The organism is Chitinophaga sp., assembly GCF_035564935.1.
Classification (GTDB): Bacteria; Bacteroidota; Bacteroidia; order Chitinophagales; family Chitinophagaceae; genus Chitinophaga.
Genome location: NZ_DATMTE010000124.1, coordinates 1 through 10028, shown reverse-complemented (window position 1 = coordinate 10028; position 10028 = coordinate 1). Strand labels below are relative to the sequence as shown.

5 protein-coding genes are annotated in these 10028 nt (G+C 48.5%); all 5 read right to left on the bottom strand.

Features of this window, described 5'->3' with window-relative positions; translation table 11 throughout:
* Positions 1-1364: FAD-binding oxidoreductase (locus tag VN105_RS03330; RefSeq protein ID WP_325637908.1), on the bottom strand; the 1364-nt coding region annotated here is incomplete at its 3' end.
* 45 nt (positions 1365-1409) lie between these two features.
* Entirely contained in the window at positions 1410-2435 is a 1026-nt protein-coding gene (locus tag VN105_RS03325) for a PorP/SprF family type IX secretion system membrane protein (protein WP_325637906.1), read from the bottom strand.
* Between the two features lie 6 nt (positions 2436-2441).
* Positions 2442-6116 (bottom strand): PKD domain-containing protein, encoded by a 3675-nt coding sequence (locus VN105_RS03320; RefSeq protein WP_325637904.1) that lies wholly within the window; start codon positions 6114-6116, stop codon positions 2442-2444.
* A gap of 197 nt (positions 6117-6313) precedes the next feature.
* Positions 6314-8467, bottom strand: a complete 2154-nt coding sequence (gene recG, locus VN105_RS03315) for an ATP-dependent DNA helicase RecG (protein ID WP_325637902.1) — start codon at positions 8465-8467, stop codon at positions 6314-6316.
* A gap of 51 nt (positions 8468-8518) precedes the next feature.
* Positions 8519-9844, bottom strand: coding sequence for a citrate (Si)-synthase, eukaryotic (locus VN105_RS03310; RefSeq protein WP_325637900.1), 1326 nt, complete (start codon positions 9842-9844; stop codon positions 8519-8521).
* Positions 9845-10028: the final 184 nt, after the last annotated feature.

Sequence of the window (10028 nt, the reverse complement as noted above, 5' to 3'; positions counted from 1 at the left end):
AAGATCTGTTTTATTTGCTTCATAAGCTGCATGGAGGTCTGGTCAAAAATAATATCCATATAGTTCTTCTGCACCAGGCCAATACCATGCTCACCGGAGATGGTACCACCCAATGTTTTCACCAGCTGAAAAATTTCCCGTATACCTTCCGTGAGGGTACCATTCCATTGTTCTTCCGTAAGCGAGCCCCGGATAATATTCACATGCAGGTTGCCATCGCCGGCGTGGCCATAGCATACTGAATGGAATCCATATCTTTTCCCGATCTCTTTCACTCCTTTCAATAATACAGGCAGTTCCGCACGGGGTACAACGGTATCTTCTTCCTTGTAAACGGAATTTGCCTTTACCGCTTCCGCCACCCGGCGGCGCAGCTTCCAAAGTTCTTCTTTCTGCTGGGAATCTTCGGCAAACAATATCTCCCCGATATCAAAACCTTCCACTACACCGGCAATACCTTCCATTTCCTGCATCAGCACTTCAGGGTAGTTGCCATCCACTTCAATGAGCAGATGCGCCTGTATATCGTCTTCAATTTTTACTGCGCTGCTTTGCACATATTGCGTAACCCATTCAAGGGCGTCGCGTTCCATAAACTCCATGGCAGAAGGCGTGTAACCCGCGCGGAAAATAGCGCTCACCGCTGCACAGGCGCTTTCGGCAGAGCGGAAAGGCACCAGCATCAACAGGTCTGTTTTGGGTAACGGAATTAGGCGTAATACAATTTTGGTAACGATGCCCAGCGTGCCTTCACTGCCCACTACCAATTGTGTAAGATTATAACCGGTGGCATTTTTCAGTACATTGGCGCCGGTCCAGATCACTTCACCGCCAGGCAGCACCATTTCCAGGTTCAGCACATAGTCCTTTACCACACCGTACTTTACGGCTTTAGGGCCACCGGAGTTCTCTGCAATATTGCCGCCAATAAAGCAGGTACCGCGACTGCTCGGATCTGGCGGGTAAAACAATCCTTTTTCTTTTACGGCATTCTGTAACTCTTCCGTGATCACGCCTGGTTCTGTGATCACCTGCAGATTTCTTTCATCGATCAGGGTGATCCGGTTAAACCGTTCCATTGAAATGAGCACGCCTCCGAACTGCGCCAGCGCTCCCCCGCTAAGGCCGGTACCGCCGCCACGGGGCGTTACGGGTAACAGGGCTTCACTGCACAATTTCATGATCCGGCTTACCTGTTCCGTGGTATCCGGTTTTACCACTACTTCCGGGAGGTAATGCAGATCCTCGGTTTCATCCTGTGCATAACGGCTCATACTTTCCTCGTCGGCCAGTACGTATTGGTCGCCTGCTATTTCGCGTAATGCCGCTACATGAGCGGCAGTTACTTTATTAAACGTTGTCATGGAACAAAAATAATCATAATGCCGGTTCTGGTAATATCCCGGCCTTTAAAAAGAAGGACAGATCGTAGATCTCCTGGCGTTGTTAAAAGTACGGTTGCTGTAAAGCCCCGTATAAACAATACCTATTTCATAAGCGCCGCGCCGGTTGTTGGCGGCAGACAGGCTGGAAGTAGTGATATCGTAGTTAAACATCAGCTTTATGGAGTTGATCTGGTAGCCTACCAGGAAAATAGCCGCATCGTTGGCACGGTAGTAAATACCGCCGTAGAGCTGCTGCACGCCGTCGCCGGAAAGGTTATAGGCGGCATTAGCTCCCAGCATCAGCTCCCGTGCACCGGCCTGCGTAGCGTAATAGGCGGCGGGGTTCAGGATCACTTTATCACTCATCTTCAAACTGGCGTTTAAGAACCCGATATAACGCCGGGGCACCACATTGTTGCCGTCGAAAAAGGTTTCCCTGGGTGTGTTGATATGTTGTACAGAGAAGCCTGCATTTACATAAATATTATCCGTTGGGAAATAAGCATAATTCAGTCCTGCCTGCAGGTCGAAATAACTGACGCTGCTTTGGGTGATAGGTTCACCGGTAGGGATCTGCGAATCAAAGAATTTACCATTCCACTGATCAGCAAAAGTGAGCTTGGTGATATCCACCCGTTTACCGGCGGAGCCCACGTTAAAGCCGGCAGACAATAAGCTGCTGAACCCCAGTAGCTGGTGATAAGCGATAGAAGCATATCCTTTGGTAGAAGTCAGGTTCCCGGCGCCAGCCACATCGCGGAGCAATACCCCGCCAATACCTACCCAGCCATATTCCAGCTGGTCGCGGAATAACTGGAAATCACCATATGCCGACATTGTTTTGTATGGAATGGGAACGCTGGTCCACTGATCGCGGTAATTAATGCCAATACGGTAGTTGCCGTCCGGGATAAACCCGGTATTGGCAGGGTTAGTTGTCAATGGCGAATTAAAGAATTGTGAAAAATGGAGGTCCTGCGCATACGCTCCACTCATTGAAACAATTAATAAAATTGCCAGACATGTTGATAATTTAACGATCTGATTCATGGCTCATCATCTTAACAAGGTTACACTTCCTGATCTGCTGCCTTTAGTGCCATCCGTAAACTCCAGGTTTACGATATATGCATAAGCATCCATGGGTTGTAGATTTCCCTTAAACCGGCCGTCCCAGCCGATCAGGGGATCTGAACTTTCAAAAACCAATTGTCCCCAACGGTTAAATATTTTAAGATTGAATTTGGTAGCTCCAAATGCTTTTACATAAAACACATTGTTCTTACCGGTTGGCGCAAATGCATTCGGTACATCAAACAACGGTACCACAATAGCGCTTACTTCCTGGCATTTTGTATCCGTACATCCTTCCGCGTTAGTAACAGTGAGGCACACATTATACGTACCTGTTCTCAGGTATTGATGTGTAGGATTGGCGAGGGAAGAAGTATCCCCATCTCCGAAATTCCACAGGTAATGTATAGCATTTGCGGAAGAACCGTTCAGGAACTGTATCGGCGTATTTTCAATTGCCTTGGTAGGCGAAAAGTCAAAGTCTGCTGTGGGTGGCGCCGCCACATTTACTTCCAGTGTAATGGCATCCCTTTTATTGCAGGTATTCGGATCATCCACCTCAAGGGTAATTTTCCAGCGGCCGGCCTTATTGAATTTATGTACCGGGTAAGGATCGTGTGAAACGGAACCGTCGTCTTCAAAGGTCCAGGTAAATGTTTCACCGCCTTCGGTAGTATTATCCATCTGTAATTCCGTGCCTACGCAAATGGTTCCCGGATCTGTAAACTTAGCCACTACGTTCTGGGCTACACGAAGTGTGTAGGTGATTGTTTGCGGCGCGTTACAGAAGTTGGTATCCACCAGTGTGAGGGTAGCATTATAGATGCCTGCATTTTTATAATAATGGATCAGCGGGAAAGTATCTATCCCGGTATAGAATGGCGGTGTGCCATCGCCATAGTCGAGGATAAATGAACTATCCCTGAAATTGGCGGCCGGTGTGGATTCGTTGGTGAACAGATACTTCAGGCTGTCGCAGGGATCCTGGCGTTTGGCTTCAAACTGTAGAACTGCCCTGTTGTTGCCCAGTTTCACGGTTACATAAGCGGTATCTGAACCGTTGCAGCTCGACGGATCATATTTCACCATCCTTACACGGAAGGTACCGGTCTTGTTAAAGGTATGCTGCACTGTATCTCCCTCAGGACCCAGGTTCAGCACAGTACCATCGTCCGGGAAGAGCCACTGGTATGATTTACCCGGCAGGCGGGTGGTATCCACAAAGGTGATTGTTTCCGGCACGCAGTAGTTGGTGCGACGGTCCAGCGTTTTTGCGCCTGCTTTCACCCCATCAAGATTAAAGGCAATCTTTAATGCGCCGAAGTTACAGTTTGCCGGCGGCGTACTGGAATAGGCGCCCGGCGTGGTGGGGTACCGTGGTTTGAAACCGCTTTGGCTTACATTGCACCAGGCGCAAATGCCCTGGTAAATGATCCCGTTACGGTCGAAGCGGCTGGTACCGCCATCAACGTGTTCGTACAAACCGTTGCCGCCAAAGTAGCTGGCGTACAGCGGGCCCTGGGTAGGACTAAATCTCACCGCGTCGCGCTGCAGCACATAAAAGTAAAAGTCCATCCCGTCGGTACTGCGCTGCAATCCATCGCTGGTGGTGGTTAAGCCGCTAGTTCCCGAATTGGGGTAATGATCGCCAACATTGATACCTCCGCCCCATCCGGACACATACACGTTTTCGCAGCGGTCTACCAGGAAAGCAGTAGGTGAAATATTGGGAGAAGAAACCAGTGTTCTTTTGCGGCCGAAGGTAGTGGAATATACAAATGCCGAAAGGTTTGGCTGTAATTTGGCAATAAACTGCAGTCCGTCTTCATTGTATCCGTTAGCGCTGACTTGTTTATCAGGCCATGCTCCTTCCGTGGTGCCCATTACATACACAAACCCGTTTTTATCCAGTTGGATACCATATACCTGGTCGGCAGCAGGATTGATTGATCCGAGGAAAGTTCCCTGGGTGATGGTTCTTCCATCGCCGGAGATATGTACCACGAAGCCATCGCATACGCCGCCGCGGTATTGGGGGTACAAACTACCTGCCGTTACCGGGAAGTCATCGCTGGCAGTACCACCGGCTACATAAAGACTATTGAGACCATTCAATGCAATTACATAAGCGGCATCTTCTTTGGAGCCGCCCAGGTAACTGGCCCAAACCAGGTCCTGGCAGAGCGGGTTTATTTTCATGATCACGGCATCCTGTGAGCCTTTGTTGGTTCCCTGGAAGGCGCCGGCAGTTACAGGAAAATTAGTGGAGCGGGTGCAGCTGGCTACATAGATATAACCTGCATCATCCACTACCACTTCGCTGCGGGCGTCGTCGCCGTAGTTCCGCAGCAGTACCCAGTCGCCGTACTGGCGGTCGACCCGCATGTTCACACCATCGTCTTCGGTGCCGGCAATGATCAGCGAACCGATGATGGCGCTGCCCGTTGCATTTATTTTGGTAATGGCAATATCCCATCCTCCGCGGGTTCCCTTTACAGCAGTACTGGGATAGTCGCTGGAAGTGGTTCTGCCCGAGATCACCAGGTTGCCCTGCTGATCTACAAATAAGCTATGAGGTTGTTCCAGGCCGTTGCCACCCATGTAAGTGGCGTATACCAGCCGGGTGCCGTTGGGGTTGAATTTGGAAATAGCGATATCGAAAAACCCACCGCCGTAAACGCTTTGCACAGCCCCGGTTGTTACCGGGTAGCCCGGATTAAACACAATACCACCGCCGTACAAATTACCGGCGTCATCGTAAGTAGCGGTAAAACCCCAGTTATCCGTACGGGAGCCGGATACGGTAGAGAATACATAGATAGGATCTATCACTAAAGGATAAGACGGGTTATATTCCCCGGATATTTTGAAACCCAGTTTATTACCGCTCAATTTATAGGACACCTTAACGGTTACACGCTGATTATCGATATACTGATATGCAAAAGGCAGTTGTTCAATTACATCTCCCACAGAAGTATGCACATACAGCTGTCCCTTTTTCAGTTCCATGCCGGTAGCGCCTTCGTATAACATCTGGATATTATCGGGATTGGCGCCGGGATGCACAATCAGGTCGTACTTCAACTGGGAACCTTCCGAGTAAACGTGCGCATCTATATTGGGATAAAGCGAGTTATAGTTAATGCCCTGGAAGGAACCTACGCCGGTGGCCCATTTAGTACGGTCGTTACCAATGAAATAGTTGCTTTTGGCTTCTTGTTCTTTTTCAGGCGCTATCTGTACATTGGGATTGGCATTCACGAAAGTAACACTGTAGGCATGCCCGCGCACATCAGGGATTTTACCCGGCCGCGGAGGCGACTGGCCGTTGCCTGGCTGGGGCTGTACCGGTTTAACGCTGCTTTTGGGAACAAATACGGTATCTGCCCGGTGAGAGTGACCGTGAACATGCTCGTTGAGGTTCCACAGGTCTTCCTGGTTCATCATCAGGAAAGTGAATCCTGTTTTTTTGAGAAAGATAGCAGCGCCATCCAGTTCTGTCCGGTAGATGATATCTCTATCCCACTGGCCTTTGTTCTCAATAAAATTCAGGGGTGTGAAGTTCGCACGTTGCTGCTGCGCCTGGGCGGATCGTCCGGTGAACAAAAAGCAAATCATCCATCCAATAAGGCCGGTCGGGAAGGTAAATTTCAACGGGATCAGATTTATTTTATTCTTAAAAACTAATATAATACTATTAAACGCAGAAGCCACTCAAATTGTTACGGTCGGGAATAGCACAAAACTTCTGAATTGAGGTACAATAGGCTAAATGGGAAACAAGGTGAATCTCAGCTTCAGCAGCTTTATACTTTTTTTATTCATCCATCAGTTAATAAACGTAAAAACCATCAGGAAATTTTACTCCAGATAGATTTACTTCTCTGGGCCGCCAAAAATTCTTTTAATGCCTGATTCTCAGGCAAAAGCAGGTCGGTATCTTCTTCCAGGATCTTTTCAGCGCTGGCGCGGGCAGCATCCAGGATTGGTTTGTCTGCCACGATATCTGCCAGTTTAAAATCCAGCACCCCGCTCTGGCGGGTGCCTTCAATATCGCCGGGGCCCCTGAGTTCCATGTCTTTCTCCGAAATAATGAAGCCATCGTTGGTTTGCACCATTACGTTGATCCGCTCACGGGAATCCTGGCTTAATTTATTGCCTGTCATAAGTATGCAGAACGACTGTTCCGCTCCGCGTCCTACCCTTCCGCGCAGCTGGTGCAGCTGCGATAAGCCGAAACGTTCCGTACTTTCTATTACCATTACCGAAGCGTTGGGTACGTTCACTCCAACTTCAATAACAGTGGTGGCTACCATGATATTGGTATCGCCGGTAACAAAGCGGTGCATATTGGCTTGGCGCTGTTCCGCCGGCTGGCGGCCATGCACCATACTGATATAGAATTGCGGTTCGGGGAAAAAGGCTTTCACTTCTTCATATCCTTTCATCAGGTTTTCATAGTCCAGCTTCTCGGAATCTTCGATCAGCGGGTATACTATGTAAGCCTGTCTTCCTTTTCTCACTTCTTCCTTTATAAAATCCATTACCTGCGGGCGCTGGTATTCTGTACGGTGAACCGTGGTAATAGGTTTACGTCCGGGGGGCATTTCATCGATCACCGATACATCGAGATCGCCGTAGATGGTCATAGCCAGTGTTCTTGGTATAGGCGTTGCCGTCATAACCAGGATATGCGGCGGGATCGTGTTTTTTTCCCATAGGCGTGCCCGTTGTGCCACCCCAAAGCGGTGTTGTTCATCTACGATGGCCATTCCCAGGTTTTTAAATTCTACTTCTTTCTCCAGAAGGGCGTGCGTACCTACAAGGATATCGATGCTGCCATCGAGGGCGCCGGCCAGGATCTGCTTCCGGGCTTTGCCTTTGATGCTACCGGTGAGCAGGGCTACCTTTACATCCATGTGTTCCAGCAATTCAGCAATGCCTTTGAAGTGCTGCTGCGACAGGATTTCAGTGGGCGCCATGAGACAGGCCTGGAAACCGTTATCTTTTGCCAGCAGCATGGTGAGCAGGGCCACCATTGTTTTACCGCTGCCTACATCTCCCTGCAGGAGGCGGTTCATCTGCCTTCCGTGTACAGTATCTGTGCGTATCTCTTTCAATACCCTTTTTTGTGCGCCTGTTAAGGAAAAGGGAAGATGATTGTTGTAGAATTGATTAAAAGAATCGCCCACTGCACCGAATACAAATCCATGCGATTGCTTATGTCTTTTGAGTTTTAACCTGCATATACGGATTTGTGCGATAAACAGTTCTTCAAATTTCAGGCGTCGCTGCGCCAGCCGTGCATCGTCTTCGCTGGCAGGCATATGTATCCTGAAATAAGCCATAGACCTTGGCATGAGCCGGTACTGCTGTAATATATCCAGCGGAATATTTTCCCTGATTTCCAGGGGAGATAATTGTTCCAGCAGGTTCTTTGTCAGTTTTCCTATAGCCTTGGCCGTTAGTCCGCGGGCTTTGAGTTTTTCTGTGGTGTAATAAACCGGTTCCAGGAATTGTTTGCCGGTGGCTATTTCTTCGGTGAGCAGATCCAGCTCCGGGTGTGCCAGCTGGGTAACGCCATTGAATACGGAGATCCTGCCGAATACGAGGTAAGCCACATTTTCGCGGAGCGATTTCTGCATCCATTGCCAGCCCTGGAACCATACCAGGTCAATGGTACCGGTTTCGTCTTTAAACGTGGCCACTAATCTTTTCGCCCTGTTCTCTCCCATTACTACCATGTTCACGATCTTCCCCCGGATCTGCACAAAATCTTCATAGCCGCTGAGGGAGGCTATTTTATCGATCCTGGTACGATCCACATAACGGAAAGGAAAATATTGCAGCAGGTCGCCGAAGGTATATACTTTGATTTCCTTGCGCAGCAGTTCTCCTTTCTGCGGGCCCACTCCTTTCAGGTATTCTATCGGGTTGGATAATATGGCGGTAAAAGTAGAAATGGCTATTCCGTTTTTGGTGAACAACAAAAATAAAAAAGGCAAATGGTAAAAATTCACCACTTGCCTCTTTTACTAAAAAAACAATTATTAAAACTATTCGGCTATTGCATCTACTTTTCCTTCCACGAACTGTTTCATCCACTCGGTGGTAACAGATTTCGGTCTTTCCAGGGAAAGTCCGAGCGCCCTGTCCCAGCAAAGGGAAGCCAGTACGCCTAATGCGCGTGACACGCCAAACAATACGGTGTAAAATTCATATTCAACAAGACCGTAATGTACCAATAATGCACCGGAATGGGCGTCTACGTTAGGCCATGGATTTTTTACTTTACCAAGGTCCTGCAGGATAGGAGGAACGGTTTCATATACCTGCCATACAATTTTCACCAGTTCATCATTGGGCAGATGTTTTTTCGCGAACTCCATTTGTGCGGTGAAGCGTGGATCTGTTTTACGCAGTACAGCATGGCCATAGCCCGGTACTACTTTACCTTCAGATAAAGTTTTGCGTACGTATGCTTCAATCTGTTCTTTAGTTGGAACGCCACCACCCAGTTCCTCGCGCATCTGGAGGATCCATTTGATCACTTCCTGGTTAGCAAGGCCGTGTAAAGGACCGGCCAGGCCGTTCATACCGGCGGCGAAAGAGAGGTAAGCATCGCTGAGGGCGGAGCCTACAAGGTGTGTCGTATGTGCGCTCACGTTACCACCTTCGTGGTCGGCGTGGATCACCATATAAAGGCGCATCAGTTCCTTGAATCCTTCATCGGAGTAACCGAGCATATGTGCAAAGTTACCGGCCCAGTCGAGCATGCCGTTTGGCTGAATATGCTGACCACCTTTATATTTGCGGCGGTAAACATATGCTGCAATGCGCGGCAGGCGGGCAATGAGGTTCATGGTATCCTCGTAAGTGTAGCTCCAGTAATCTTTTTTATTTATTCCTTCAGCGTAAGCGTGGGCGAAAGCGGATTCTGTTTGCAGCGCCATGATACCCACGTTGAACATGGTCATGGGGTGCGTGGTGATAGGAAGTGCTTCAATAGCATCAAAAACGTGGTTGGGTACATGAGAACGACGGCCCCACATGCTGGACAGATACTGCACATCCGCTTCAGTAGGCAATTCTCCGATCAGCATCAGGTAAAACAAACCTTCCGGTAATGGCTCTGCGCCACCCGGCGCTTTAGGCAAATGTTCCCTCAATTCAGGGATGGAATATCCACGAAAACGGATTCCTTCATTGGCATCCAGCAGGGAAGTTTCCGTTACCAGGCCGGTGATGCCACGCATACCCTGATAAACCTGTGCCAGTGTTACGTCCTCAATTTTTTTGGTGCCGTGATTCTTTACCAGGTCTTTTACTTCAATGTTAAGTTCATCTGCTTTAACCTTGAATTTCTCTTTTATGTACCCCATTTTACTGCTATTGTTATGTAATGAAAACAAAATCGATCAATAGTCAAAAGTAATGATTTGTTAACGAAGTTACCACCCTTTCGTGGTATTTAATGCCAAATTAACAACGATCTGCAGATGAAAAGCCAAAGCGAAATCACCGCAGTAATCTCTTTTAATAATATGACTATAAACATATTACGAA